Origin of the sequence: Streptomyces sp. NPDC088762, assembly GCF_044750905.1 — a bacterium.
In the GTDB taxonomy this organism is placed as follows: Bacteria; Actinomycetota; Actinomycetes; order Streptomycetales; family Streptomycetaceae; genus Streptomyces.
In genome coordinates this window covers 1-25380 of sequence record NZ_JBIVKT010000028.1, presented here as the reverse complement: position 1 = coordinate 25380, position 25380 = coordinate 1, and the positions used below count along the sequence as shown (strand labels likewise).

At 71.5% G+C, this 25380-nt stretch carries 24 protein-coding genes; 21 read left to right on the top strand and 3 right to left on the bottom strand.

Annotation, left to right across the window (positions count from 1 at the left end):
- The first annotated feature begins 826 nt into the window (after window positions 1–826).
- Window positions 827–1027: a hypothetical protein gene (locus ACIP5M_RS35420; RefSeq protein WP_401205068.1), complete on the top strand. Its 201-nt coding sequence runs from the start codon at window positions 827–829 to the stop codon at window positions 1025–1027.
- Between the two features lie 149 nt (window positions 1028–1176).
- Here the strand turns inward: ACIP5M_RS35420 and ACIP5M_RS35415 are convergent, their stop codons facing one another.
- Window positions 1177–1449 (bottom strand): DUF5994 family protein, encoded by a 273-nt coding sequence (locus tag ACIP5M_RS35415; RefSeq protein WP_401205094.1) that lies wholly within the window; start codon window positions 1447–1449, stop codon window positions 1177–1179.
- 237 nt (window positions 1450–1686) lie between these two features.
- Here ACIP5M_RS35415 and ACIP5M_RS35410 point away from each other — a divergent pair, with 237 nt between their 5' ends.
- The 6 genes from ACIP5M_RS35410 (at window position 1687) to ACIP5M_RS35385 (ending at window position 5581) form a co-directional block, all read left to right on the top strand.
- Window positions 1687–2259 (top strand): DUF5994 family protein, encoded by a 573-nt coding sequence (locus ACIP5M_RS35410; RefSeq protein ID WP_401205066.1) that lies wholly within the window; start codon window positions 1687–1689, stop codon window positions 2257–2259.
- A 5-nt stretch (window positions 2260–2264) separates the two neighbouring features.
- A complete protein-coding gene (locus ACIP5M_RS35405) occupies window positions 2265–2453 on the top strand; it encodes a hypothetical protein (RefSeq protein WP_401205063.1) in 189 nt (62 codons plus the stop codon).
- Window positions 2454–2548: 95 nt separating this feature from the next.
- Complete coding sequence (locus ACIP5M_RS35400; protein WP_401205060.1) at window positions 2549–2815, top strand: hypothetical protein; 267 nt, start codon at window positions 2549–2551, stop codon at window positions 2813–2815.
- A 49-nt stretch (window positions 2816–2864) separates the two neighbouring features.
- Window positions 2865–3149, top strand: a complete 285-nt coding sequence (locus ACIP5M_RS35395; RefSeq protein WP_401205058.1) for a hypothetical protein — start codon at window positions 2865–2867, stop codon at window positions 3147–3149.
- 291 nt (window positions 3150–3440) lie between these two features.
- Window positions 3441–4667 (top strand): PP2C family protein-serine/threonine phosphatase, encoded by a 1227-nt coding sequence (locus ACIP5M_RS35390; RefSeq protein ID WP_401205055.1) that lies wholly within the window; start codon window positions 3441–3443, stop codon window positions 4665–4667.
- Window positions 4668–4777: 110 nt separating this feature from the next.
- On the top strand, window positions 4778–5581 hold the full coding sequence (locus ACIP5M_RS35385; protein WP_401205053.1) for an alpha/beta fold hydrolase: 804 nt from the start codon (window positions 4778–4780) through the stop codon (window positions 5579–5581).
- A gap of 33 nt (window positions 5582–5614) precedes the next feature.
- On the opposite strand, the gene ACIP5M_RS35380 is transcribed toward ACIP5M_RS35385, so the two are convergent.
- Entirely contained in the window at window positions 5615–6961 is a 1347-nt protein-coding gene (locus ACIP5M_RS35380; RefSeq protein WP_401205050.1) for a pyridoxal phosphate-dependent decarboxylase family protein, read from the bottom strand.
- A 275-nt stretch (window positions 6962–7236) separates the two neighbouring features.
- Between ACIP5M_RS35380 and ACIP5M_RS35375 the strand changes: the two genes are divergently transcribed.
- Both ACIP5M_RS35375 and ACIP5M_RS35370 read left to right on the top strand, forming a co-directional pair.
- Window positions 7237–7980: an aspartate/glutamate racemase family protein gene (locus tag ACIP5M_RS35375; RefSeq protein WP_401205047.1), complete on the top strand. Its 744-nt coding sequence runs from the start codon at window positions 7237–7239 to the stop codon at window positions 7978–7980.
- Between the two features lie 69 nt (window positions 7981–8049).
- Window positions 8050–9759: a PucR family transcriptional regulator gene (locus tag ACIP5M_RS35370; RefSeq protein ID WP_401205044.1), complete on the top strand. Its 1710-nt coding sequence runs from the start codon at window positions 8050–8052 to the stop codon at window positions 9757–9759.
- Between the two features lie 20 nt (window positions 9760–9779).
- On the opposite strand, the gene ACIP5M_RS35365 is transcribed toward ACIP5M_RS35370, so the two are convergent.
- Window positions 9780–10367, bottom strand: coding sequence for an isochorismatase family protein (locus ACIP5M_RS35365; RefSeq protein WP_401205042.1), 588 nt, complete (start codon window positions 10365–10367; stop codon window positions 9780–9782).
- A 184-nt stretch (window positions 10368–10551) separates the two neighbouring features.
- Here ACIP5M_RS35365 and ACIP5M_RS35360 point away from each other — a divergent pair, with 184 nt between their 5' ends.
- The 12 genes from ACIP5M_RS35360 to ACIP5M_RS35305 all read left to right on the top strand — a co-directional run bounded on the left by ACIP5M_RS35360 (window position 10552) and on the right by ACIP5M_RS35305 (window position 25246).
- Complete coding sequence (locus ACIP5M_RS35360; RefSeq protein ID WP_401205040.1) at window positions 10552–11877, top strand: serine hydrolase domain-containing protein; 1326 nt, start codon at window positions 10552–10554, stop codon at window positions 11875–11877.
- A gap of 21 nt (window positions 11878–11898) precedes the next feature.
- Complete coding sequence (locus tag ACIP5M_RS35355) at window positions 11899–12831, top strand: serine hydrolase (protein ID WP_401205037.1); 933 nt, start codon at window positions 11899–11901, stop codon at window positions 12829–12831.
- On the top strand, window positions 12828–13742 hold the full coding sequence (locus ACIP5M_RS35350; protein WP_401205035.1) for a serine hydrolase: 915 nt from the start codon (window positions 12828–12830) through the stop codon (window positions 13740–13742). Before ACIP5M_RS35355 ends, ACIP5M_RS35350 begins: the two co-directional genes overlap by 4 nt.
- Before the next feature lie 211 nt (window positions 13743–13953).
- Window positions 13954–15555, top strand: coding sequence for an ABC transporter substrate-binding protein (locus ACIP5M_RS35345; protein WP_401205032.1), 1602 nt, complete (start codon window positions 13954–13956; stop codon window positions 15553–15555).
- On the top strand, window positions 15552–16586 hold the full coding sequence (locus tag ACIP5M_RS35340) for an ABC transporter permease (RefSeq protein ID WP_401205029.1): 1035 nt from the start codon (window positions 15552–15554) through the stop codon (window positions 16584–16586). Before ACIP5M_RS35345 ends, ACIP5M_RS35340 begins: the two co-directional genes overlap by 4 nt.
- Complete coding sequence (locus ACIP5M_RS35335) at window positions 16586–18403, top strand: dipeptide/oligopeptide/nickel ABC transporter permease/ATP-binding protein (RefSeq protein ID WP_401205027.1); 1818 nt, start codon at window positions 16586–16588, stop codon at window positions 18401–18403. The genes ACIP5M_RS35340 and ACIP5M_RS35335 overlap by 1 nt, the downstream gene beginning before the upstream one ends.
- Complete coding sequence (locus ACIP5M_RS35330; protein WP_401205024.1) at window positions 18400–19092, top strand: ABC transporter ATP-binding protein; 693 nt, start codon at window positions 18400–18402, stop codon at window positions 19090–19092. Before ACIP5M_RS35335 ends, ACIP5M_RS35330 begins: the two co-directional genes overlap by 4 nt.
- A gap of 89 nt (window positions 19093–19181) precedes the next feature.
- Window positions 19182–20204 (top strand): dipeptidase, encoded by a 1023-nt coding sequence (locus ACIP5M_RS35325; RefSeq protein WP_401205021.1) that lies wholly within the window; start codon window positions 19182–19184, stop codon window positions 20202–20204.
- A 227-nt stretch (window positions 20205–20431) separates the two neighbouring features.
- The gene (locus ACIP5M_RS35320) at window positions 20432–21514 is read left to right on the top strand and encodes a M20 family metallopeptidase (RefSeq protein WP_401205091.1); all 1083 of its coding nucleotides are present in this window, start codon (window positions 20432–20434) and stop codon (window positions 21512–21514) included.
- Window positions 21511–22269 carry a GNAT family N-acetyltransferase gene (locus tag ACIP5M_RS35315; protein WP_401205019.1) on the top strand — a complete coding sequence of 253 codons (759 nt, stop codon included), beginning with the start codon at window positions 21511–21513 and terminating at the stop codon, window positions 22267–22269. Before ACIP5M_RS35320 ends, ACIP5M_RS35315 begins: the two co-directional genes overlap by 4 nt.
- 35 nt (window positions 22270–22304) lie before the next feature.
- The gene (gene menC, locus ACIP5M_RS35310) at window positions 22305–23417 is read left to right on the top strand and encodes an o-succinylbenzoate synthase (RefSeq protein ID WP_401205016.1); all 1113 of its coding nucleotides are present in this window, start codon (window positions 22305–22307) and stop codon (window positions 23415–23417) included.
- Between the two features lie 407 nt (window positions 23418–23824).
- Window positions 23825–25246, top strand: a complete 1422-nt coding sequence (locus ACIP5M_RS35305; protein ID WP_401205014.1) for a sulfatase — start codon at window positions 23825–23827, stop codon at window positions 25244–25246.
- Window positions 25247–25380: the final 134 nt, after the last annotated feature.

Here is a 25380-nt window from a genome sequence, read left to right as displayed (position 1 = left end):
TACTCGATCCTCGACGCTTCCGATCGCGTCCCGCGCTTGCCCTCCGATGATGGGGGACCTTCTCCGTCCGTGGGTGTCCGTGGGCGTCCGTGGGTGGTGTGTGTCTACGCATGCTGACCCAGTGCTGACCTTTCTGATGTCGCGTCAGGTGGCCCCGGGAACGTCACGAGGCTGAGGGGGAGGGCTTGGGTACCGTCCGGCGGTCGGGACCTTCTGCGCTGAGGTTGACGTAGGCGGGGTTGATGTGGACCGTGTCGACGCGGCGATGGCGCGTAACGCCGACCGGTGCGCGGCCGGGGTCTTCGCCGAGAGGCCTGCTCGCCGCCGGCGCGGTGGCCGGAACCGTCGACTTCCCACACGGCGGCACGGCCATGAGTCACTTGGGCACCCACGCCGTGCGACAGTCCCGACAGGCTCAAGGGCGAGCACCCGCCCGGCTCGCGATGGTCGGTCTTGCCTGGCCCCGTTCGTCGTCGGCTTGGTCCGGCGGCGGGACGAAGTTCCACCGCCGGAATGCCGCCAAGGGGCATATCCTGGTAAATAGGTCGTCGCACTCTCACGTGTGGCGTCCGGAAGGGCGACCCCGGCGGGTGAATGAGCCGGGGTCGTTGTATCCCCGGCGTCGCGCCGCAGGCACCGACGGGTGGAGTGTGGCGCGTCCGTCCTCGGCATTGAAGGGGCGCGGCCGCCCTTCCGACGCTGCCACACCGGGGGAGCGTCATCCATGTGCCTCGCTTCGCGGCCGACATGATGCAGGCCGTCGCCGTGCGTGTCAGCGTGATCCGGGAGGAATTCGAACCCCCACGCACTCACAGGAGGCGCCGTCATGGACGATGCGCAGGACAAGCGTCAGGAGTCGGGCAGGGGCCGCGAGGCGCAGGAACACCATCGCCCCGGAGACCCCGCGCAGCCCCAGCCGGGCAAGCAGTCCCGCGAGAAGGGACAGAAGTCCGGCCAGAAGGAGACCTCGCGCCGCAGCGAGGACGACCTGATGCGCGAAGAGGACCTGCACGACGAAGGGCTCTGACCAGAGGCGCCACTCGCCCGCGCGTGCCCAGCCCGGCCGGCCCGCAGTGACTCCGGCCGGGCTCCGCCGCACTCCGCCCGGCGCCGGAGGGGACCGGGCCGCCCGCCACGGTCGCGCCGCGCTTCGGCTCGGCCGCTGAGGATTCGCAGTCAGCCTGCCGTATCGGCGGTGCTTCCCTCAGGTTCGGATGTGGTGGCGATGAGGATCTGAGCGGCCCGCGTGATGTTGTCGGCGCGGACGGCTCGGGTCATCGCTTCCCGGGCGGCGTCGTCGGTGGTGTACAGGCTGATCAGCGCGGGCAGTTCGGTCTCGATGTCCCGCGTGCGCGGCCACCACGCACCGTCCAGGAGCCCCTCCCGGAGGCTCGTGGTCTCCAGCCGCAACAGCGCCGACGCCGTACGTCGACGCAGGTCGGAGTCGATATCGACGCCGGTGCCCGGCCGACGACGGGCGCCGGCCTGCCGTCATTTCACGATGCCCCCGCCGCCCGCCCCGCCACCCGCGGGAAATTACCTGGTCACGCCGGTCAGAGTCCGTCGAACAGGCGTACAGTTAAAGCACCGGAAGTACTTCGCACACCGGCTTTCACGCAGGTGTCATTTCCGGCGATCGCCTAAAAACCGGGCTGCCGACGGGCAGTCCGGGGGCAGGTCCACTCCATGACCACCACCCTCGACCGGACCGCCCCCCGCGACCTCGCCGAAGACTTCCCGACCCGCTTGTGCCTCACTCCGAAGACCATGCTCGCCGGCCGGCTGGACGGTGCCTGGTGGCCCTACTCCCGCGACCTCGAAGCCGAGCTCCCGGTGTTGACGGCTGCCCTGGACGAGCCCTGGGGCCGCATCACCCGCGTCACCGTGAACCCCACCCGCTGGCCCGTCGTACCGCACACCGTGCCCATCCACGGGCGCACGCTGCACGTGGGCTGGTTCACCGAACAGGACCCCGACAAGCTGATCCTGCTCTCCTACACCGTCGGCCGCTGGGACCTCCTGGTCATCCCGCCTGAGACCGAGCCCGCGAGCGCAGCCCGGCTGATGACCGCCGCTGCGATCCCGGGCAGCGTCCTCACCGCGGGCGTGCTGATGGCCAACGAAGCCGCCATCGGGCGCGGCATCCGCGACGCCCGTCGCCGGGACACCTGGGAGGGCGAAGGCGGGGCCTGCATGTCCCCGTTCCGGAACCAGATGGGCAGATCCGCCCTGCCGCTGCCCGGAAACGGCTGGAGGTGAGCTCCGTGGAGACCATCGTCCTCATCGCGGTGATCGTCCTCGCGATTGCCATCGGAATGCGCTGGATCCGCGTGCTGAACGCCCAGCACGACGCGCGGATCGCGGCCTACCACTTCAGTGACCCCCTGCCGAGACCTCCTGGCCTGCCGGACGACACCGGTCGTCGAGCCCACCACACGGATGCCGACCGGTGAGGAACAGAACTTCCTCCGACCGGGGGCAGCGGTCGGGGCGCCACGGCGCCCCGACCCGCCGGCTTCTCGTCCACCCTGAAGGGAACACGCCCACGTTGAAGTACATCGAGACCCAGACACTGCCATCGCTCGGGCACGCCGAGGTACGGATCATCGCGCACACGCCCGAAGCCGCCCGCGCGGTCGCGGAAGCCCTTCGCGGCTGCTTCGCCGCAGCGGAACAGCGCAGCTACCCCGGCCTCGACGGCGACACCCGCCTCCACCTCACCGTGGACACGACAGCACCCGCCGCGCCCGCCCGCTCCTGGCCGGCCGCCAGTAGCACGGCCGTCGGCGCCGACACCCAATCCGACGAGACCTGACAGACCCGACGGGCCCCGGAGCCCACTCCTCACACGAAAGGCCGCGGTCATGGCCACACTGCGCGAACGCAAGACCTACCGCGATCAGGTGCTCCGGGTCCTGTACGAAGCCGTCGAAGGCAACCGCCTCCTCGGCATCACCGGAGCACAGCTGCGGCGCGACCTGCACGTGCCGGAACAGGACCTGGCCGCCGCCTGCACCTACCTGGCGGGCGAAGGGCTGATCACCGTCGACTGGGACCCCGGCAACACCCCGGCGATGGTCACTCTCACCCACGAGGGGATCCGGCGTATGGAGGCCGAAGAGGAAGGGACGGCCACGGGCCCGGCCTGATCCGAAAGGCCCGCCGTCATGTACTGATCACGAGCCTTCCGCCTCGGCCGATGTGCGTGGGACGCGGAAGCCGGGCAACCGGAAAAGGCCTGGTAGCACCATGTCAGGCACCGCGTGCGCGACCGTACCCGCCCGTGCAAGCCCCGCGTGAACCGGCCCACCGGGGAATGCGGTCGTGGAGGCCGCCGGGCACGGAAGCCGTGTGGCGTGCCCGGTCGCGGGGGAGCATCCTGGAGGGCACGCCGCCCGTGCAGCCGGACGTCGGCCCGCCGCCCGGTTGGAGGCAACAGGATGACTGACGGAGGGCGCGGGGACCGGGACCGCTCGGAGAGCTTCGGGGAGGAACTGCTCGGGATGCTCCTGGACCGGGCGTCCGAGCTGGCGCCGCACATGGTCGGCCCGCTCGTCGCCGAGACGGTGGCCCGGCTGGGGGGCCGTGCACCACAGATCCTGCTCCAGGACTACGGACAGCAACGGCTGGTCCCGCTCCCCCTCGGTGGTTTGACCGCAGGTGATCCGCAGCCCATCGACCGGTCCGAAGCCGGCCGGTGCTTCCTGGAGTCACGCCCCGTCGAGGTTCTGACGCCCGACGGCATACGGGTCCACCTGCCCCTGCTGGACGGCGGCGACCAGGTGGGGGTCCTCGCGGTCACCCTGGACGGGATCGACGACGACACCCGCCGAATCCTGCGCAGGATCACGGGGCTGGCGGCCGACCTGCTGCAGACCAAGAACGGCTACACCGACCTCTTCTTCCGGACCCGCCGCAGTGAACCGATGAGCGTGGCCGCGGAGATCCAGTGGTCCCTGTTGCCCCCGCTGTCGATGGTGATGCCGCGAGTCGCGGTCGCCGGAGTCCTGGAGCCCGCCTACGCCGTGGCGGGGGACAGCTTCGACTACGCCCTGAACGGCGACGTGCTGCACCTCGCCATGGTCGACGCCATGGGGCACGGCCTGGACGCGGCCACGATGGCCACGGTGGCCATCGGCGCGTACCGCCACGCCCGCCGGATCAGCATCGAACTGTCCGAGATCTACCTCTTCATGGACCGGGCCGTCTCCGAGCAGTTCGATCCGGACCACTTCGTGACCGCCCAGATGATGCGCCTGGACACGGACACGGGGCGCCTCCAGTGGGTCAATGCGGGGCATCCCGCGCCGATGCTGATCCGCGGGCACCGCGTCGTGCGCCGTCTGGACAGCCCCACGACCCTCCCCGTCGGCTTTGGAGGGGCACAGCCGCAGGTCAGCGCGGTGGCACTGGAGCCGGGCGACCGCGTCCTCTGCTTCACCGACGGCCTGATCGAAGAACACGAGAGCGGGCAGGAACAGTTCGGCGAGGAGCAGCTGATCGCCTGGGTCGATCAGCTCGAGCAGGCTGACCAAGGGATCCGGACGGTGGCCCGGGACCTGTCCCACACCCTCATGCGGGCACGCGGCGAAACCACCTCGGACGACGCGACGCTCGTCCTTGTCGAGTGGCGCGGCCGCACCGGCACCCCCGCCGACGAGGTCTGACGGCCACGGGCCCCGACCCTGTATGCGGCCCGGTTTCCCGGTACGCCGTCGGGGTGAAGCCTCCAGCCGGCGGGATTCCGGGCCCAGCCCGACGGGGGAGACCCAACCTCGTGGCAAATCGTGGAGCAGGAAACGTCATTCCGTACGAGGTACAGGGCAGCGGTCCGGAGCGGGTCATCGCACTCCACCACTGGCTCAGCGACAGGTCGAGTTTCGGCCGTCTGCGCCAGCACCTGGACGGAGGCGCGTTCAGCTACGCGTTCGTGGACTGCCGTGGGTACGGCGAGGCGATGGACACCCCCGGCACGTACACGATGGAGGAGGTCGCGGCGGACGCCCTCGCTGTGGCCGACCACCTCGGCTGGGACACCTTCTCGGTCATCGGTCACTCCATGGGCGGCAAGGCGGCCCAGCAGCTGTTGCTGGACGCACCCTCACGGATCCGCTCGATCATCGGCATCTCGCCCGTGCCCGCGTCCGGGTTCCCGCTCGAAGGGGAGATGTGGGAGCTGTTCAGCGGGGCCGTGGAGGATTCCGGCAACCGCAGGACCATCTTCGATGCGCTCACCGGCAGTCGGCACGACGACGCGTGGCTGGACGCCAGGGTGAACGGCTCGGAACGCTCCTCGCAGGCGGCCCTGCGCTCGTACCTCGAATCCTGGACGCGCGGCCCCGACATCCACGAGCTGGTCAAGGGAAACACGACGCCGGTGCTTGTGGTGGCCGGTGCGAGCGACCCGGCGATGGGCGCCGACACCATGCGATCCACGTGGCTGCAGTGGTATCCGAACGCCGAGCTCGAGGTCTTCGACGACGCCGGCCACTTCGCCCCGGACGAAAGTCCGCAGGCCCTGGCGACGGTGGTCGAGAGGTTCCTCGGCCGCCGGACGGGCCAGGTCGGCCAAGCACGCTGAGGCAGCCGTTCGGGCCCGGACGGACTGACCCACTCAGGCCATGGTGCCCACGATCTCCTCGACGAACTCCAGGCCGGTCTGCGGGTGCAGGAAGGCAAAACGGGCGATGGTCTCGCCTTCCCAGCCGGTGGGTGCGACGTACGCGGTCTGGCCGGCGAGGAGACGGGCTGACCATTCCGCGTATTCCTCGGCGGTCCAGCCGATCCGGCGGAAGAGCACGGCGGAGAGCTCGGGTTCGCGGATCAGTTCGAGGTACGGGGTGCTCCGGATGAGGGTGGCAGTGTCCCGGGCCAGGGTGAGGGCCTTCTCGATGGCCTCGCTGTAGGCGTGGGTGCCGTGGACGGCGAGGGAGAACCACAGGGGCAGGCCGCGGGCGCGGCGGCTCAGGTGGTGGGCGTAGTCGCTGGGGTTCCACTCGGTGTCGTCGTCGGTGTCCAGGGCGTCGAGGTAGGAGGCGTCCTGGGTGTGGGTCGCGCTGGCCAGGCGCGGGTCGCGGTAGAGCAGGGCGGCGCAGTCGAAGGGGGCGAAGAGCCACTTGTGCGGGTCGATGACGAGGGAGTCGGCGTGTTCGATGCCCCGGTAGCGGTCCCGGACACTCGGAGCGAGGAGGCCGGCGCCTCCATACGCGCCGTCGACGTGGAACCAGAGGTCGAAGTCCCGGGCTATGGAGGCTATTCCGGCGAGGTCGTCGATGATTCCGGCGTTGGTCGTGCCGGCGGTGGCCGCCACCCCGATGACGTCGGACGGGTCGGCGTCGGCGAGGAGGGCGGTGCGCAGGGCGGGGCCGGTCAGGCGGTGGTCCTTGGTCGGCACCGTGAAGGGCTCGACGCCGATGATGCGCAGGGCGTTGCCGATGGACGAGTGGGCCTGGTCCGACACGGCGAACCGGAGGCGGTCGTACGGGCCGAGGCCCCGGCGGCGCCGGGCGGTGTCACGAGCGGTGACGAGGGCGGAGAGGTTCCCGGCCGAGCCGCCGGAGACGAAGCAGCCGCCGGCTTCGGCCGGCATTCCGGCGAGTTCCGCGAGCAGGCGCAGGACCTGGTTCTCGGCGGCGATGGGACCGGAGGCGAGCAGCCACGAGACGCCCTGGATCGACGAGCACGAGATGAGCATGTCGAAGAGGACGGCGGCCTGTGTGGGGGCGGCCGGGACGAACGACAGGAAACGGGGGCTGTCGACCGCGATCACTGTGGGAGCGAGCTGTTCGGTCCACAGCCGCAGGACCTCCGCCGGATCGTTGCCTTCGGGCCTGAGGAGTCCTGACAGGACCCGGTTGAGCTTGTCCGCCTCGCCAGGGTGGTTGAGCGCGGGCCGGTTCAGGAGGCGGTCGCGCAGCGAGGCGACGACGAGATCGGTGAGGGCAGGGTCGTACGTGTGCATGGTGGACCTTCGCGTTGACGATCAGCAGGCCATGACGGGGCCGATGGTCAGTGAAACCGGCGCCCGCTCAGCGGAGTTCGGTCTCCGCTACAGCTCTGACCCGTCCGCTTCGTCCGCGCGGCCGAACTCTTCTTCGGGCGAGGAGCCTTCCGGTTCCCCGCACCAATCCGGGCGGGAGGATGTGGAGCCGGCGACGACACCCTGCCCGTCTCGGCGGGCCACGATCACCGGAGGCCCCGCGGACGACGGCGGGAACGATCGAAAGGCTGCCCCGCATGCGGCACGTCACCCGCCCGACCCTCGGCATCCTCGGCGGGATGGGACCGCTGGCCACCGCCGACTTCTACCGGCGGGTCGTCGAACGCACCCCGGCCGGCTCCGACCAGGCGCATCTGCCCGTCGTCATGTGGGCCGATCCCGCCGTCCCGGACCGGACCGCGGCGCTGCTCGGAGACGGGCCGTCCCCCGTCCCCGCCCTCGTGGAGGGTGCCCGCTGGCTCCAACGCGCGGGAGTGAGCTGCATCGCCGTCCCCTGCAACACCGCGCACGCCTACGTAGAGCAGCTGTCCAAGGCGACCGGCGTCGAGGTCCTCGACATGATCAGGACCGCGCTCGAGGCGGCGGCGCGCCGCACGCCCGAGCTCGAGCGGGTGGGAGTCCTGGCGACCCGGGGAACGCGAGTGACCGGGCTGTACGAGCGGTCCGGTGCCCGGCTTGGGCTCGACGTGGTGCAGGTTCCCGCCTCCGTGCAGGAGGAGTACGTGGACGCGGCGATCCGCGCGGTCAAGGGCGGTGCGGACCCCACCGAGCCCGAGCGCTGGATCGCCGCGGCGGCCGCGACCCTCAAGGAACGGGGTGCCCAGGCGGCGATCGCCGCCTGTACCGAGATCCCGCTGATCAGCGAGGCTGCCGCGCGCGTACTCCCGCTGATCGATTCGACCGACGCCCTCGCCGAAGCCGCCGTCGCCCGCCTGTGGAACGCCGGCGGCGCCGTTCGTACCGGGGTACGAACGGGCTGACGTACGCTCGTTCGTACGCACCACATCGCAGGGCTGCACAGGTCCTAACCTGCGGAGATGATCAGGCACATGTCGACGCACCCCGCCCGCAGCCTCAGCCGGGTGCTGGAGGACTTCGGCCACACCCTCCTGGACCTGCTGTACGGCGACCCGGACGCGGCCGGGGAGATCGGCGGCGTCGGCATCCACGATCCGTACGACGAGCAGCACTATCCGGAGCACGCCATCGTGCTCGGCGTCGGTGTGCACGGCGCGGACGAGATCGGGCGGCTGCTCCGGCACCTCGCCGCGCTCGGCGCCACCGCCCTGGTCGTCCGCGGCCCCGTCGACGACGCCGAGGAGCTGGAGCCGGTCGTGAACGAAACCGGTGTCGCGCTGCTCGCCCTGACCCGCGGAGCCTCCTGGGCGCAGCTGGCGGCGATGCTGCGCACCCAGCTCGCCGAAGGCGACGTGGGGGAGGGCGAGGAGCAGACCCTGGGCGGGGTGCCGTCCGGGGACCTCTTCGCCCTGGCCAACGCCATCGCCACCCTGCTCGACGCCCCCGTCACCATCGAGGACCGCCGCTCCCGCATCCTCGCCTTCTCCGGCCGGCAGGACGAGGCGGACGCCCCCCGGGTGGAGAGCATCCTGGCCCGCCAGGTGCCCGAGCGGTATCTGCGCCACCACGAGGAGCACGGCGTCTTCAAGGAGCTGTACCGCAGCGAGGGCCTGGTGCACGTCCCTCCGCCGACCCTCGGGGAGGAGGCGGCGCTGCCGCGCGCGGCGGTGGCGGTCCGGGCCGGGGACGAGTTCCTCGGGTCCGTGTGGGCGGCGCTGCGCAAGCCCCTCACCCCCGAGCGGGAGCAGGCGTTCCTGGAGGCGGCGAAGCTCGTGGCCCTCCACATGCTCCGCTTCCGGGCGGGTACCGATGCCGAGAACCGGCTGCGCGCCGACCTCGTCACGACCGCGCTGGAAGGCGGGGCCGGGGCGGTCGAGGCGCTCGGCAGGCTCGGGCTCGTCGACGAACCGACCCTGGTCATGGCCATGGGCCTGGCTCCCGAGCGGGGCGAGGACCACGCCCACGTCACGGCCGAGCGCCAGCGCCTGGCCTCGGCCCTGGCCGTCCACCTCACCGCCGTACAGCCGCGTTCCGCCGTGGCCCTGCTCGGCGACGTGGCGTACGCGCTCTTCCCCGTGCCGGGCGACACCGCCCACGCCCGCGAGCGCGCCCTGCAGGTGGCCTCCAACTTCCTGGCCCGCACGGGCGAACGGACCGGGGCCGTCATCGGGATCGGCTCGGTCGCCGAGGAACCCGCCGCGCTCCCACGCTCACGGGCCAACGCCGACCGGGCGCTGCGCGTGCTGTTCACCGGCCGGACCGGGAAGCGCGCCGCCTCGATCGCCGACGTGTACGTCGACGCCCTGCTCATCGAGATGCGGGACCTGGCCGTCGCCAACCGCGACGAGCTCTCGGGGCCCCTCGCCCGCCTGGTGGCGTACGACGCCAAGCACAACGCCCACCTGGTGGAGACCCTGCGAGCGTGGCTGGACGCCTTCGGCGACGTGATCACCGCCTCGGCGAGCGTGTTCGTCCACCCCAACACCTTCCGCTACCGGATCCGCAGGGTGTCCGAGGTGGGGGAGCTGGACCTCCAGGATCCGGCGGCGAGGTTCGCCGCGATGCTGCAGTTGCGCCTGCTGGGCCCGGATTCGGCACCGGCCGCGGACGGAACGGGCCCGTACCAGGGCGGCGGGACCCGGAACGAGGACCCGGGCACCACCGCTGCCTCGACGGGGTGAGACCGGCGCGTCGGCCTGGTTCAGAAGCGGACGCCCGGCGGGACCGCCAGGTCCGCATGGGTGTCGTGGAAGGCGTCCGCGTCCTGGATGGTGCGCACCCAGTCGTAGAACAGCTCCTTGGTGGAGAGGGTCTCGATGCCCCGGGCCGCCAGACGCCGCAAGCCGCGGTCATGGGCCTGGCCGGGGGAGTAGGCAGCGTCGTCCACGACCACGACGCGCTTGCCGGCGTGGTGCAGCTGGATCGCCGAGTGGGCCACGCAGATGTCCGTCTCGATGCCGACCAGGATCATGGTCGTACGGCCGGTGGCCTCGATCGCGGCGGCGATGTCGGGGTTGTCCCACACCGCGAAGGCGTTCTTCGGCAGGGTGACCGCCTTGGCCGGCAACACCTCGCGGATCTCCGGCACGGTGTGGCCGCTGGTGTGCGGGTCCTCCTCGGTCAGCACGACCGGGATGCCCAGGCGGCCGGCCACGGACGTGATCCAGGCGATGCGCCGCACCATGTCGTGGAACCGCTGCCGGTCCACGTCGAGCCGCTTGGGCGGGTAGAAGTCACTCTGCACGTCGATGATCACCAGGGCGCAGTCGTCGCGGTCGATCAGAGGCATCGTCGTCTCGTCTCCTCGTTCGTCGGGTGCACGCCACCCTAGGAACGCCGACCGCCCCCGGAGTCGTCCGCCGGACCAAGCCCCGACCTGCATCTTCGTATCCACGCACGAACCACGGCCTGTCCTCCGTGCATACGCTTCCGGCCAGTTCAAGGAGCCGCATCGAGCCACCCGGAGGACGTGCGTGAAGCCCGACATCCAGCACTGGGCCAGCCGCCTGGCGGCGCTGGCCGCCGACTCCGAGGTCCCTGGCGCGAGCCTCGCGTTCTGGTACGACGGGGAGGTGTACGAGTGCGCCGTCGGCGTCCTCAATGCCGCCTCCGGGGCGCCCGTACGCACCGATTCGCTGTTCCAGATCGGTTCGGTCACCAAGGTGTGGACCGCGACCCAGGTGATGCTCCTGGTCGAGGACGGTCGCGTCACGCTGGACACCCCCGTCGCGGCGATCATGCCGGAGTTCCGGGTGGGCGACCCCCGGGCCACGGAATCGATAACCCTGCGCCACCTGCTCACCCACACCTCGGGCATCGACGGCGACCTCTTCCTGGACACCGGACGCGGCGACGACTGCCTGCGGCGGTACGTCGAGGCGTGCGCCGATCTGGAGCAGACCTTCCCCGTCGGGGATTCCCACTCGTACTGCAATTCCGGATTCGTCATCGCCGGCCGGGTCGTCGAGCGGCTCACCGGCACGGTCTGGGACCAGGCCCTGCGGGAGCAGATCTGCGCCCCGCTGGGGCTGACCCACACCTGGACGCTGCCGGAGGACGTCCTGCGCTTCGGCGCCGCCGTCGGCCACGACGGGCAGGGCGCCGTGGTGCCGCAGTGGGGGCTGCCCCGGTCCGTCGGTCCCGCGGGGCTGATCTGCGCGCGTGCCGCCGACGTGGTCGCCTTCGGCCGCGCCCACCTCACCCCCGGCGCGCTCCTCGCCGACCCCGCCGCGCTGCGGCAGGCGCAGGTCGACCTGCCCAACCCGCATGCCGGCGGACGCCATTGGGGCATCGGCTGGAGCCTGGACGAGTGGGACGGTCGCCAGGTCGTCTCCCACACCGGCGACACCATCGGCCAGCACGCCGCCCTCTGGGTGCTGCCCGAGCACGGGACCGTCGTCGCCGCGCTGATCAACGGTGGCCGGAGCGTCGAGTTCCAGCACCGGCTGGCCACCGAGCTCCTCCGGGAACTGCACGCGATCGACGTCCCCGCCCCGATCGCCCCGCCCGAGCAGCCCGTTCAGGTCGACGTCGACCCGTTCACCGGTGTGTACGAGCGCGCCGGCAGCAGGATCCACGTGACCGCGCACGGGGCCGGGCTGCGCCTGCGCACCGAGCCCACCGGCATCCTCGTCGGCCTCGCCAGGTCCCGCACCCTCGACCTCGTCGCCGTCGACGCGACGACCTTCGTCGGCCGCGACGAAGGGGACTCGATCTGGGACGCAGTGGTGTTCGAGCAGCGCCCCGACGGCCGCTCCTACCTCCACTACAGCGGCCGTGCCACCCCGAAGTCCCGCTGACCCACGCGCGATTGGAACCCCATGGCACCACCCTCCGCCGCCGACGAGCCGACCGCAGCTCTCCAGGCGGTCTTCGACGAAGCCGGAGTCGAGGGCTTCGTCCACGCCCGCGACATCGACGGTGACCGCGAGGTCGCCTTCCGTGCCGACGCCCCCGTCATCGTCGCCTCCCTCCGCAAGATCCCCATCGCCGTCGCGTACGCCCGCGAGGTGGCGGCCGGAGCCCTCGACCGGGCCGCCCGCCACACCATCACCGCCGTGAACCGCGAGGGCGGCGGCATCGGCACCGACAGCTGCCGGCACGACGTCACCATGAGCACCCGCGACCTCGCCTTCTTCATGCTCTCCATGAGCGACAACGCGGCCACCGACAAGCTCATGGAGATCCTCGGCACGGACCGGGTACGGGCCGTGGCCGCCGAACTCGGCTGTCCCAACCTGCCGGTCGGGCGCTACCGCGACCTGTGGGGCCCGGTCTGGGAGGAACTCGGTCTCGACCCGGACGGCGACATCGACGCCCAGCTGGACCAGGTGAGCGAGGACCGGATCAGGGGCCTCGCCATGCTGGACCCGACCCGCTCCGCCTCCGGCACACCCCGGGAGATCACCTCCCTGCTCACGGCGATCTGGCGCAACCAGGCCGGACCCGCCGACGCCTGCGCCGAGGTCCGCGAGCTGATGAGCCATCAGCTGTCCACCCACCGCCTCATCGCAGGCTTCGACCACGACGTCCGCGTCGCGGCCAAGAACGGCTCCTTGTGGGGCGTTCTCAACGAAGCCGCCGTCGTCGAGTACCCCGACGGCGGCCGCTACGCCGTCGCGGTCTTCCTGCGGACCCCCGCCCTCGGCGGCCGCAACCCGGCCGCCGACGCCGCGATCGGCCGTGCCGCACGGACCGCCGTCGACCACCTGCGCCGGACACCGGCCGCCACCACACCCGAGGAGACGACATGACCACAGCCGCGCGGACGGCTGGCGCCGACCAGGTCCACACCATGCTCTCGCACACCTTTACCCAGGCCGGCGTCGAAGGCTTCGTCCACGCCCGGGACCTCGACACGGGTGCGGAGTTCGGCCACGGCGACGACACGCAGGTCGTGCTCGCCTCGGTCTTCAAGATTCCCATCGCCCTCGAGTACGCCCGCCAGGTGGCGGCCGGTGAGCTCGACCCGGGCCGGCGCCACACCGTGACGGCCGCTTACCGGGCCGGCGGCAGCGGCACCGACGGCTGCGCGTACGACGTCGAGATGAGCGCCCGCGACCTCGCCTTCATGATGATGACGATCAGCGACAACGCCGCCACCGACCTGCTCCTGGACGTCGTCGGCCCCGACCGGGTCCGCGCGACGCTCGACGACCTCGGCTTCCCCGGCTTCGGTTTCTCCTCCTGCGCCGCCCTGGACGACGACATCCGCCGGGAACTCGGCCTCGCGGCGGACCGCTCCATCGACGACCAGCTGGCAGGGATCCCCGATGAACGGCTCCTCGCCCTCGGCGCCTGCGCCCCCGGCAGCAGCCCATCGAGCACCCCCCGCGAGGTGACCGCGCTCCTCGCCGCCATCTGGCGCGACGAAGCCGGCCCGGCGGCAGCCTGTGCCGAAGTCCGCGACATCATGAGCCGGCAGGTGTGGCAGCACCGCCTGGTCTCCGGATTCCCCGAAGCGGGCGTGCGGCTCGCCGGGAAGACCGGCACCGACTTCGCCGTACGCAACGAGGCCGGCGTGATCGAGTATCCCGACGGCAAGCGGTACGCCGTGGGCGTCTTCCTGCGTACGTCGACAGCGGCCACGCGGCAGCCCCTCGCGGACCGGGCGATCGGCCGCGCCGCCAGGATCGTCGTCGACCATCTCCGCACCCGGACGTGAACGAGCCACCCGTGCCGTCCGCCCATCCGTACGGACATTCCCCGCCTCGGACCGCGTCGCCCGCGGTCCGGGGCACTCGTGTCTTCCAGGCCGCCCTCCGGCTTGGGATCCCACACCCAACCAGCGCGTGCGCTTTCGTCGGCCCGACTGAATCAATTCCGGCCATGAGCCGCGACTGTGGGGCAACTCTCCCGCCCCAAGGAGTCTCCCTATGAAGCCCCCGATGCCCTCGATGAAGAGAGCCAAGGCGCTATCCGCCTGCCTCGCGGTGTCACTGCTGGCGGCCGGCTGCGGCAGCGCCGCACAGGCCGGCTCGTCCGGCAATGACGCCTTCAGCTTCGCGATCAAGAGCGACCCCGGACTGCTCGACCCGGCCCAGGTCCAGAACACCAACACGTACACCGCACTGTCTCTCGCGTACGACACCCTGGTGCACGCCGGGCCCGACGGCCGGATCGTCTCCGGACTGGCCGAGAAGTGGGAGGTCAAGCCCGCCTCCGTCACCTTCACCCTGCGCCGCGGTGTCACCTGCGCGGACGGCAGCCCGGTGACCGCCGGCACCGTCGCCGCGAACGTCGCCCACATCACCGATCCGGCCACCAAGTCTCCCGCGTACGGCGTCGTGGTCCCCGAGGGCCTCACCGCGAAGGCGGACGACACCGCCGGCACCGTGACGCTCTCCACGCCGGAGCCGTTCGCCTTCATCCTGCAGAGCACCCGCTACCTGTTCATCGTCTGCGGAGCGGGCCTGAAGGACCGTGCCGTGTTGCAGAGCGGCACCTCCGGATCGGGCCCCTTCCGGCTCACCTCCGCCGAGCCGAACCAGAGCTATGCCTTCGCCAGGCGGGACGACTACGCCTGGGGACCGGGCGGGGCGACCACCGCCGACCCCGCCATGCCCGGATCCGTCGTGCTCAAGGTCGTCGGCAGCGAGGCGACGGCCGCCAATCTCCTGATCTCCCACCAGCTGAACGGCGCCCAGCTCGCCGGCCCCGACCGCGCCCGCGTCACCCACATCCCCGGGGTGACCACCGCCGACCAGCCCAACGGCACGCAAGAGTTCTTCTTCCACCAGGGCAAGGACCATCCCGGCAGCGACCCGGCTGTCCGCAAGGCGCTGCTCCAGGCCGTCGACTTCGAATCCCTCGGAGCCATTGCCACCGGCGGGACCGGCCGTGCACCCACCGGCCTGGTCATGGCACCGAAGCCCTGCCCCGGCGACACCGTCACCGGCCACCTGCCCGCATTCGACCCGTTCGAGGCCGCGACAGCCCTCCATGCCGCAGGGTGGCGTCTCGGCCCGGACGGCATCCGCGCGAAGGGCGGCAAGAAGCTCACCCTCCGCATGATCTACGGCCCGTCGTCGGGCGAGACGATGGCCGCCGCGGCCGAGTACCTGGCCGAGTCGTGGAGGAAGGCCGGCGTCGACGTCCGGCTGCGGGCCGTGTCCGACGCCGCGTACGGCGAGGTCGAAGCGGTCACCCAGGACTGGGACGTGGACTGGGCGCCCCTCGGTGTCACCCTCCCCACCCAGCTGCTCGGTGCCCTCTCCGGCCCCTTCACCCCCGACGGCGGCAACTTCGCCCACCTCACCAACGAGACCTACGAGCAGCTCACCGCCGAGGCGACCAAGCTCCCCGGTGCCACCGGCTGCGCTCTGTGGGAGCGGTCGGAGCACGCCCTCCTCGACAGCGCGGACATCGTTCCCGTCGTCGACAAAACCGTCACGATCGCCGCCCACAAGGCCACCTTCCGCATCACGGCGGGCCTCTTCGACCCGACGTCGATCCGGATGACGGGAGGACAGAAGTGACCACCCCGTCCGATGTGCTCACCCCGCACGAAGCGGCCACTGCCACTGCCGCCTCGTCGCGTCGCCCCCGACGGCTGACCCCGCGCTTCTTCGCCCGTCAGTTGCTCCGGCTCGCCGGTTCCCTCACCGTGCTGGTCGTCGCCTCGTTCGCGATGATCCACCTCATCCCGGGCGACCCGCTGCGCCAGATGCTCGGCCCGACCGCGCCGAAGGAACTCGTCGAGCAGCGCCGAAGCGAACTCGGCCTCGATCAGTCGCTGTTGACGCAGTTCACGCACTACGTCCGGCAGCTGCTCTCCGGCGACCTCGGCACCTCCTTCTTCTCCTCCCAGCCGGTGACCGACATCATCGGCCAAGGCCTCCCCAACACCCTCGCGCTCGCCGTCCTGGCCACCCTCACCGCATTGGCCGTGGCCGTGCCACTGGGCCTGTGGGCCGCCGTCCGCACCCACAACGGACGCCGGCGCGGCACCGAAACCGCGTTCACCACACTCACCGGCGCCGCCGTCGCCATCCCCGAGTACCTCTACGGTCTGGCGCTGCTGCTCGTCCTGTCCCTCGGGCTGGGCCTGCTTCCGCCGGCCGGTCTCACCGGCCCCGCCTCCTTCGTGCTGCCCGTCACGGCCCTCGCCATCGCCCCGGCGGCGATGATCGCCCGACTGGCCCGCGTGGAGACCCTGCGCGAACTCGACACCGACTACATGCGCCTGGCCCACGCCAAGCGGCTGCCCGCTTGGCGGCTGTACGGGGTCCACCTGCTGCCGAACACCCTCACCGCGACCCTGACCATGGGCGGCCTGCTGCTCAGCGGTCTGATCACCGGCAGCGTCCTGGTCGAGAACGTGTTCGCCTGGCCCGGTCTCGGCCTGCGCACCGTCGAGGCCATCACCCAGAAGGACTACCCCGTGGCGCAGGCCATGATCCTCGTCTACGGCGCGCTCGTCCTCGTCGTCAACTTCCTCGTCGACATCCTTCTCGGGATCCTCGACCCCAAGTCCGCCCTGTCCACCTCCACCCGCAGGGAGGGCTGATGCGCCGCCTTCTGAGAAACCCCGCCGGCCTGCTGGGCGCCGTACTCGTCGCCCTCATGATCCTCCTCGCGATCGTCGGACCGCCGATCTGGGAGGACGCCGCCACCCGGATGAACCCGAAGGAGATCAGCCAGGCGGCCTCCGCCTCGCACCTGCTCGGCACCGACGCCCTCGGCCGGGACCTGCTCGCCCGCACGCTGGTCGCCACTCGGCTGACCCTGGGCCTGGCCTTCCTGGCCACGCTGATCGGCACCGTCACGGGCATCCTGCTCGGCACCCTGCCGCAGATCCTGCCCCGGCGCGCCGGCCGAGCAATGATCGCGGTGGTCGATCTGCTGGTGGCCTTCCCCGCGCTGCTGCTCGCCATGTTCACCGCCGTCGTCACCGGCCTCGGCGCACAGGGCGCCGTCCTCGGCATCGGCGTCGCCCTCGCACCGACCTTCGCCCGGCTCACCCACACCATGACCGCGTCCGTCGCCGGATCCGACTACATCGCCGCGGCCCGCATGCTGAGGGTGCCTCGTTACCGCATCCTCACCCGGCACGTCCTGCCGAACATCGCCGAGCCGCTCATCCTCAACACCGCGCAGTCCATGGGCGGCGCGCTCCTCGGCCTGTCCGCGATGTCCTTCCTCGGCATGGGCGTCCAGGCACCCTCGTACGACTGGGGGCGGCTGCTGAACGAGGCCTTCGGACACGTCTACGTCACCCCGTCCGTCGTCGTCGCCCCCGCCCTCGCCGTCAGCCTCGCCGGCCTCGGCTTCATGCTGCTCGGCGACACCTTCGCCAAGGCCGCCTCCCACACCCGCGAGCCGGTCGGCAAGCCCGTCGCCCCCGTGGTGGTCCGCGTCCAGGACACCCCCGCGGCGGATGCCGTCCTGGAGGTGCGGGACCTCACCGTCGCCTTCCCCGGCGGCATCACCCCGGTACGCCGGATATCGCTGACCGTGCGCGCGGGAGAGATCGTCGGCCTGGTCGGCGAATCGGGCAGCGGCAAGAGCATGACGGCCGCCGCCATCGGCCAGATCGTGCCCTACCCCGGCCTCACCGGCAGCGCCCGCATGCGGCTCGGCGGGGTGGACCTCGATGGCGTCACCGACTCAGAGCGCCGCAAGCTGCTCGGATCGTCGCTCGCGATGGTCTTCCAGGACCCCACCTCCTCCCTCAACCCCGCTCTCCGGGTCGGCGGCCAGCTCGCCGAAGTGGCCACCCTGCACGACGGCGCCACCCGCACCGAGGCCCGCGCCCGCGCCGTCGAACGACTCGGCAGGGTCCGCATCAAGGACCCCGCCGACGTCGCCAAGCGGCACCCGCACGAACTGTCCGGCGGCATGCGCCAGCGGGCCGTCATCGCCATGGGCCTGATGGGTACACCCCGCCTGATCATCGCGGACGAACCCACCACCGCCCTCGACGTCACCGTCCAGCGCGAGGTCCTTCGCGTCCTGCGCGAAGCCGTCGACGGGACGCGGGCGGGCGCCCTGTTCATCTCCCACGACATCGCCGTCGTCAGCGAACTCTGTGACCGGATCGCCGTGATGTACGCGGGCCGCATCGTCGAGGAACTCCCCGCCGACGGCCTCCACTACGCCCGCCACCCCTACACCCGCGCCCTCGTCGGCTCCCTCCCCGACATGGACACCGACCGGTCGGGCCCCCTCACCACCATCCCCGGCCGTCAGCCCGCGCCCGCCGACGTCGGCGACGGCTGCGCCTTCGCCGACCGGTGCGCCTTCGCCACCGGCCGCTGCGCCATCCGCCCCAAGCTGCTCGCCCGTACGGAAACCCACTCGGTGGCCTGCTGGGAGGTCCTGTGAACATCAGCGAACTCACCGTCCGCTTCGGCTCCTTCACCGCCGTCGACCGCGTCAGCCTGGAGGTGCCGAAGGGATCCGTCACCGGCCTCGTCGGAGAATCCGGCTCCGGGAAGTCCACCCTCGCCCGCGCCGCGGCCGGTCTGACGCCGTACCGAGGCACGATCTCCGGGGTCACACGAGGCCGCGTGCAGATGGTGTTCCAGGACCCGTACTCCTCGCTCAACCCGCGCATGAGCATCGGCGACGCCATCGCCGAGGGCGCACGCGTACCGCGCGCCCAGCGGCCGGCGGAGGTCGAGCGGCTCCTGGAACTGGTCTCCCTCCCGGCCACGTACGCGAGCAAATACCCCCGTGAACTCTCCGGCGGCCAGCGCCAGCGCGTCGCCATCGCCCGCGCCCTCGCGGCCGGGCCGGAGCTGCTCATCGCCGACGAGATCACCTCCGCCCTCGACGTCTCCGTCCAGGGAGCCGTACTCAACCTCATCCGCGAACTGCGCAGCGAACTCGGTCTGACGATGCTGTTCATCTCGCACAACCTCGCCGTCGTGCGGTACGTCTGCGACGCCGTCGCCGTCATGCACCACGGCCGGCTCGTGGAGTCCGGCCCCGTCGAGGACGTGATCGCAGCGCCCCGGCACGCGTACACCCGCACCCTGCTCGACGCGGTCCCGCGCCTCGCACGCGCCTGAGCCGCCCCGCCCCGCCTCGCCGTCGCGTCCGGCGGCCCGACACCCCGTGCGGGCCGCCGGACGCCCTTCCACAGCCCGAAAGGACCGTCGTGTCCCACGACCTCCACCACCGTGCCGTCGTCGCCGACGCGCACAACGACCTCCTCATGGCCGTCGCCGCACGCCCTCCGAAGCGCTGGGGCTCCTTCTTCCGCGAACGCTGGCTGCCGCAGCTGCGCGAAGGCGGCATCGACATCCAGGTCCTGCCCGTGTTCATCGACGACCAGTACCGCCCCGAGGGCGCGCTCCGGCAGACCCTCCGCATGATCGAGTGCGCCCACGTCCTCGCCGAGGCCAACGCCGACCAGGTCGCACTGTGCCTGAACGGCGCCGACATCGACGCGGCCCTCGCCGAGGACAAGATCGCCCTGGTTCTCGCCCTGGAGAGCGCGCCCGGCATCGACGCCTCCGTCGAACTCTTCCCCACCCTCTTCCGGCTCGGCGTACGGATCGCCTCCATCGCCCACTGGGGGCGCACCCCGCTCGCCGACGGCAGCCGTGAGGACGCCACCGGCAGCCGGCTGACCGCACCCGGCGTCGAGGCTCTGCGGGAGATGGAACGCCTCGGCATGCTCTTCGACATCTCCCACCTGGGAGCGAGCGGCGTCGCCCACGTCCTGGAGCTCGCCACCCGACCGCTCATCGCGACCCACTCCTGCGCCCGCGCCCTGCGCGACCACCACCGCAACCTCACCGACGAGCAGATACGGGGAGTGGCCGCCACCGGCGGCGTGGTGTGCGTGAACTTCGTCCCGGACTTCCTCACCGACGACCAGACGACGGTGCACGTCGACCGGATCGTCGACCACATCGAGCACATCGTCTCCGTCGCCGGGATCGACCACGTCGGCCTCGGCTCGGACTTCGTACGCGAGGTCATGGCGGACGTCATGCCGCCCTGCTGCGAGAACCTCGACGACGAGGACCCCATGTTCGACTTCCCCGGCCTCGAAGGCCCGTCGGGCATGCCGCTGGTGACCGGGGCGCTGGTCCGCAGGGGTCTGCCGGAGGCGGACATCCTGAAGATCCTCGGCGGCAACATGCGGCAGCTCATGACCAAGCACATGGGATGACCTGGGCTGACCTGTCCTGGAACGGTGCCCGGCGGGTCGTACGACCTGCCGGGCACCGGCCGTTCGGTCCCCGCTACGAACCGGGGCCCGAGGTTGTCACCGCGGCACCAACCGGGCCGTGTCCGCCCTGCCTAGCGTGGCGGTCATCCCAACCTGGAGGACCCACCGTGCCGGTTGACCACGACCCCCGTCCCCCGCGAGCGGACCATGCGTTCGACCTCGACGCCATGCTCGCCGACCTCGAAGAACTCGTGACCTGCGAGTCGTACTCTGCCGACCACGCCGCCGTCGCCCGCAGCGCACGCGTGGTCGCCGACCAGGGCAGCCGGCTGCTCGGCGCCCGCCCGAAGGCGTTCGTCGTCGACGGCGTCACCCACGTCCAGTGGACCTTCGGCGCCCCGCGCATCCTGCTCCTGGGCCACCACGACACCGTGTGGCCGATCGGCTCGCTCACGACCCACCCCTGGTCGGTGGAGCAGGGCATCGCCCGCGGCCCCGGCGTCTTCGACATGAAGGGCGGACTGGTCCAGATGTTCCACGCCCTGGGCTCGTTGCCCTCCCTCGACGGTGTCTGCGTCCTGGTTACGGGGGACGAGGAGGTCGGCTCGGACACCTCCCGCCGGCTCATCGAGGACCTGGCACGGCAGTGCACGGCGACTCTCGTCCTGGAGCCGTCCGCCCCCGGAGGTGCACTCAAGACCTGTCGCAAGGGCGTGTCCCTCTACGACATCACCGTCCACGGCCGCGCCGCCCACTCCGGACTCGAACCCGAGAAGGGCGTCAACGCGGCGACCGAACTCGCCCACCAGGTCCTGGCCCTGAGCCGGATCGCCGACACGGTGACCGCCGAGACCGGGCCCGGGACGACGGTTACCCCCACCGTGATGTCGGCAGGCACCGCGAGCAACACGGTTCCCGCCCGCGCCGACCTCAGTGTGGACGTACGTGTCCCCAGCGCGGCGGCACAGGAAGCCGTCGACCAGCTCATCAGGACCCTGCAACCGCACGATCCCGAGGCGCGTCTGCGGATCTCCGGCGGTCCCAACCGCCCGCCCCTGGACCCGGACGCCTCTCACAAGCTCTTCGCCCTCGCCGACGACATCGCCCCACGCCTCGGCCTCGACCCCCTGCGGCAGGCGGCCGTCGGCGGCGCCTCCGACGGCAACTACACCGCCGGAGCCGGCTGCCCCACCCTCGACGGCCTCGGCGCCGTCGGCGACGGCGCCCACGCCGACCACGAACACGTCGTCACCGCCACGATGCCGGACCGCGCCCGGCTCCTGGCCGCACTCGTCGGAGCGATGCAGTGAACGCACTCGACCTCAGGGAACTCCACACCATGGAGGACCTCGACACCGTCAGCCGCCTCTACGCCGACATCTGGGGCACGGACGCCGACAGCCCGCCCGTCTCCGCCGAAGTCATGCGCGCCCTGTCCCACGCGGGCAACTACGTCGCCGGCGCGTACGAGGACGGCCGGCTGGTCGGTGCGTCCGTCGCCTTCTACGGGGAGCCCATCGGCACCACCCTGCACTCCCACATCACCGGCACCGCCATGGGACGCGGCATCGGCCTCGCCCTCAAACTGCACCAGCGGCAGTGGGCCCTCGCCCGCGGAATCAAGCGCGTCACGTGGACCTACGACCCGCTGATCCGCCGCAACGCCTACTTCAACCTCGTCAAACTCGGCGCCCGCCCCGAGGAGTACCTGACGTCCTTCTACGGGGCCATGGACGATGCCATCAACGGCGGCGACGAGTCCGACCGCGTCCTGACCGCCTGGGACCTGACCGCGCCCGCAGGACCGTACGCCTTCGAACTGCCGGCCGACGTCGCCCGCGGCGTCCGCGACCACGACGGCCACCCCGTGATCGGCCCCACCGACGCCGCCACCGTCCTCGTCGACCTCCCCGACGACATCGAGTCCCTCCGCCGTACGGACCCGGGCGCCGCCCGCGACTGGCGGCTGGCCGTCCGGCACACCCTCGGAGGCCTGCTCGCCGAGGGAGCCCGCGTCGCCGGCCTCCACGACCGGCGCAGCTACGTCATCCACCGCACGACCTGAACACCCCTGAACACCCCACCAGGAGCCACCCGCACATGAACACCACGATCTCCGGCGTCGAACTGCGCCGCATCGCGATGCCGCTCGTCGCCCCGTTCCGCACCTCCTTCGGCATCGAGACCAGCCGCGACGTCCTGCTCGTCCGCGTCGTCACCTCCGACGGAATCGAAGGCTGGGCCGAGTGCGCGGCCATGTCCGAGCCCCGCTACTGCTCCGAGTACGTCGACGGAGCCCAGGACGTCCTGCGCCGCTTCCTCGTCCCGGCCCTGCCGAAGGACGGCGTGGACGCGGCGGCGGTCGGTCGCGCGCTCGAACCCTTCACCGGCCACCACATGGCCAAGTCGGTCCTGGAGACCGCCGTCCTCGACGCCCAACTCCGCACGTCCGGCGAGTCCTTCGGAACCCACCTCGGCGCGTCCCGCGACCGCGTCCCCTGCGGCGTCTCCGTCGGCATCATGGACTCGATACCCGAGCTCCTGGACGCGGTGGAGGGCTACGTGTCCGAGGGCTACGTCCGGATCAAGCTGAAGATCGAGCCCGGCTGGGACGTCGAACCCGTCCGCGCCGTCCGCGAACGCTTCGGCGACGACCTCCTCCTCCAGGTCGACGCCAACGCCGCGTACACCCTCGTCGACGCCCGGCAACTCGCCAAGCTCGACGACTTCGGCCTCCTGCTGATCGAACAGCCCCTCGCCAACGACGACATGGTCCAGCACGCCCAGCTCGCGAGGCTGCTGCACACCCCGATCTGCCTGGACGAGTCCATCGAGTCCGCCGCCGACGCCGCAGCCGCCATCTCGCTCGGCGCCTGCTCGATCATCAACATCAAGCCAGCCCGTGTCGGCGGCTACCTCGAAGCCCGCCGCATCCACGACATCGCCCGCGCCCACGGCATCCCCGTCTGGTGCGGCGGCATGCTGGAGACCGGCATCGGCCGCGCCGCCAACGTCGCCCTCGCCGCCCTCCCCGGTTTCACCCTCCCCGGCGACACCTCGGGCTCCCACCGCTACTTCGCCACCGACATCACGGAGCCGTTCGTCCTGTCCGACGGCCACCTCGACGTCCCGACAGGGCCGGGGCTCGGCATCGATCCGCTGCCGGACATCCTGAAGGAGGTCACCACCTCCACCGAGTGGATCGCGCTCTAGGAGGGCGCACGCACCGCTCCCGCGTCGTGCAAGCTCCCCGCCATCAGGGCGGGGAGCGTCGTCGTTTCCGGGCGCTGCCCAGGTGGGTGCCGCGGTTGAGCCGGCGCCCCCACTGTCCGCTTCCCATTTCATCTGCCGTACATGGAACCGCGGTTCCGGTTCGCCTAGTCTCGTCGCCATGGCAGCAGGAATCCTCACTGCGCGCCGCCACGTCGACCAAGGGCGCCTGGCGAGCGCCCTGTGTACGGTCGCCCCGGCGCGCTGAACGCGCCGTAGTCCCCACGGGATCCCCACCTGGCGCCCCTGCCTGACTCCCGTCTCTTCCCCTTCCGCACCGCAGTCGGCGGTTTCCGGCCGCCCGCCCTGCCGTGCCTCCATGCGCCGACGCCCCAGGAGGAATGGACATCATGAGCGAGAACAGTGAGAAGAGCGAGAACAGACGATCTCCGGTGAGCCGCCGCGGCTTTCTCGGCGGCGCTGCCGCCGTGGCGGCCGCCACCGCCGTACCCGCCCTCGCGCAGGTCGCCGGAGCCGGCCCCGCCGCTGCCGCCGGCCGCCCGAACATCCTGCTGATCGTCACCGACGACCAGCCCAAGCACACCGAGTGGGCCCTGCCCAAGACCGTCGCCTGGCTCGCCGACCAGGGCGTGAAGTTCACCAACGGCCACGTCACCACCCCGCTGTGCGCGCCGTCCCGGTCCAGCGTCTTCTCCGGCCGGCACGCCCACAACCACGGCGTCCGCAACAACGGCGCCTCCCACGCCCTCGACCAGAGCACCACCGTGCAGAGGTACCTCAAGCAGGCGGGCTACCGCACCGGTCTGTTCGGGAAGTACCTCAACTCCTGGACTCTCGCGGACAACCCGCCGCACTTCGAGGAGTTCGCCCTCCTCCAGCCCGGCTACGTCGACGCCCAGTGGAACGTCAACGGCACCGTCCAGACGATCAACGGCTACACCACGAACATCATCAAGAACCGCACGCTGAACTTCCTCGACAAGGCCGCCACCGACACCCGGCCCTGGTTCGCGTACGTCACCCCCTACGCCTCCCACGGCCCGCGAACCCCCGAGGCGAAATACGCGGGCACCCCCGTACCGGACTGGAACGGCCGGCCGTCGGTCCCCGAGAACGACCGCAGCGACAAACCGGCGTACATCCGCAACGCCACCGGCACCCTCGCCGACGGTCAGGCCATCCGCGCCGAGCAGCTGCGCACGCTGCTCTCCGTCGACGACGCGGTGCAGGCCTTCAAGGACAAGCTCCAGGCCCTCGGGCAGCTCGACAACACCCTCGTCATCTACATCGGCGACAACGGCTTCAGCTGGGGCGACCACGGTTGGACCGCCAAGTCGGTGCCGTACCGCCCTGCGCACGAGGTACCGTTCTACCTCTCCTGGCCGGCCGGCGGCCGCGGCGCAGGCACCCAGGACAATCGCATCGTCGCCAACATCGACATCGCGCCGACGATCCTCGACGCGGCGGGCATCACCCCCGCCGCACCCCAGGACGGCCGCTCCCTCCTCTCCTCCTACAGTCGCGACCACTTGCTGGTGGAGTGGTGGAAGCAGGGCACCGGCACCGGCGGGGCGCCGACCTGGTCCTCGTACGTGGCCAAGGACAAGCAGTACACCGAGTACTACGACCTGACCACCGACGCGAACGGCACCGTGTCCGGTACCGGCCAGGTGAAGTTCCACGAGTACTACGACCTGGCGGGCGACCCGTACCAGCTGGCCAACAAGCTCTACCAGGCCACCCCTGCCGAGGAGCAGGCCCTCGGCATCCCCGCCCTGGCCGCCCAGCTCGCCGCCGACCGCGTGGCCTGACCCGTACACCCGCACCGCCGGCCGGGCGCCCGGACCCCGAGGGCCCGGCGCCCCGCCGCCCCCCGGGCCCCCCGCGCCCGCAGCGCCCCAGGCTGGCCCCCCCGCCCCACCCCAGCCCCGCCCCGGCCCCACCC